General features: G+C 60.6%; 1 protein-coding gene. It reads right to left on the reverse strand.

Going from position 1 to position 1,780, the window contains the following annotated elements; translation table 11 throughout:
* On the reverse strand, positions 1-1,642 hold a 1,642-nt coding region (locus E1166_RS30435), incomplete at its 3' end, for a condensation domain-containing protein (protein WP_243710610.1).
* Positions 1,643-1,780: the final 138 nt, after the last annotated feature.

A 1,780-nucleotide genomic window follows, 5' to 3' on the forward strand; every position in this document is an offset into this window, starting at 1 on the left:
CACCCTCGTAGACCAACGCCACCGCGTCAGGCGACCGGGCCACCTGAGCCTCGAACATCTCATGCACGCACGCCTCATCAGCAAAGGCAACCGCCGTGTCATTCCACTCCTGCAGCAGAAGACGGCGTACAGCCTCTGGCACAACATCAAGCTGTTGCAGCGGGAGCGTCGGCTCATGATCAAGTGCGTGCGCGAGACTTTCCAGCGCCTGCCGCATCAGAGCGCACAGCATCGATGCCGACACGCCTTCCACCGCCTGAGCCGTGACACCCAGACTGTGGCCGTGATCCTCAACGGACATTCCGATCGGGTAGTTTGTTGCTTCTTGTCCCCCCAACCTCTCGACGCCTGACAAGGCCCTAGTTGGATCTGGCGCGGATGGTGCCTGGTGACGATAGTTCAGCAGAGCGCCAAACAATGGAGCAGGCGCCTCGACGCGGCTGCAGCGTTGCGCCTGCGCCAGCGAGGCATGCTCGTGCCGCAAAAGCTCCGCAAGAAGCAAATGTGTCTTGCGCACAGCGGCCTCGACACCTGTTTCGTCGACGCCCAAACGGAACGGCAAGGTGTTGATGAACAAGCCCATAGCCCGGTCCAGGACCGCTGTCCCTTGTGTACGGCCAAGCAGAACCGTCCCGAACACAACGTCCTGACGTCCCGAGGTGCGGGCCACCACCAGGGCCCACGCCAGATGGCAGAGGCTCGCCAGGCTCACACCCAAGCGGCGCGCTTCAGCGCGTAGTCGGGTATTCAGATCCTGAGGCAACAACTCACGCGCCTCTTCAACGCCCTCACCGGCCGCCCTTACGTCACCCAAACCAAACGGCAGGGTGGCCTCGTCGACATCGCCCAACATGGCTTGAAAGAAGCGCTGGTGCTCCTCCTGTGAGATCCCCAGGCGAGCCTCTCCGACCAGATTGCGGAACGGTTCCGGATCCGGCAAACTGTTTTTGCCACCGGACAGGATTGCCCCGATTTCCTCGTTGAGCACATCCTGAGTGGAATGGTCCCCGATCAGGTGGTGAGAAAATTCCAGCAGCAGCCAGCGCTCGTTTTGCGTGTCTTGCGCAACAACGAAACGCATGAGCGGCGCATGACCCAGGTTCATCCGGTACTGCCGGAGATCATAGCGACGCTCTAACTGCTCCAGGGCCGGGCCGGCCGCTGCGTCAAGTTCGACGAACTCCACATCGAGAGGAGCATGGCGCCATACCACCTGCACGGGTGATGAGAGCTCGTCCCACACGAAGCTTGTCCGAAGGACGTCATGACGATCAACGACATGTTGTGCCGCTTCCAAATACCGGTCCAGCAAATCTCGGCTTGCGAACGCCAACTTCGAGCCGACGATGTAGGTGTCGCCGGATTCTTTCAGTAGATGGTGGAACAACATCCCGTCCTGAAGAGGCGACAGTTCATAGATATCCTGAACGTTGGCGATCCCTCCCGGCACCTGTGCTACGACATGGTCAATCTCTGCCTGAGTCAGATCGACCAGGGGAAGCATTGAAGGTGTGATGGACGTGCTTTGCCGCGTGATCGCGTTGTCTGGTATAGCCACTCTTGAATTCTGTGTCAGCTTTACCGCCAGGTCGCACAACCGCGGGCTCTCGAACAGAGCAGCGACATCGACGGCATGCCCCATCTGACGTATTCTGCTGATGAGGCGGACGGCGAGGAGCGAGTGCCCGCCGAGGGTAAAGAAGCTGTCACGCCGCCCGATCCGCTCGACGCCCAGCAACTCGCTCCACAGGCCGGCCAGCAACGTCTCGACCTCACCCAC

This window comes from Micromonospora sp. KC213 (assembly GCF_004348325.1).
GTDB lineage: Bacteria > Actinomycetota > Actinomycetes > Mycobacteriales > Micromonosporaceae > Micromonospora.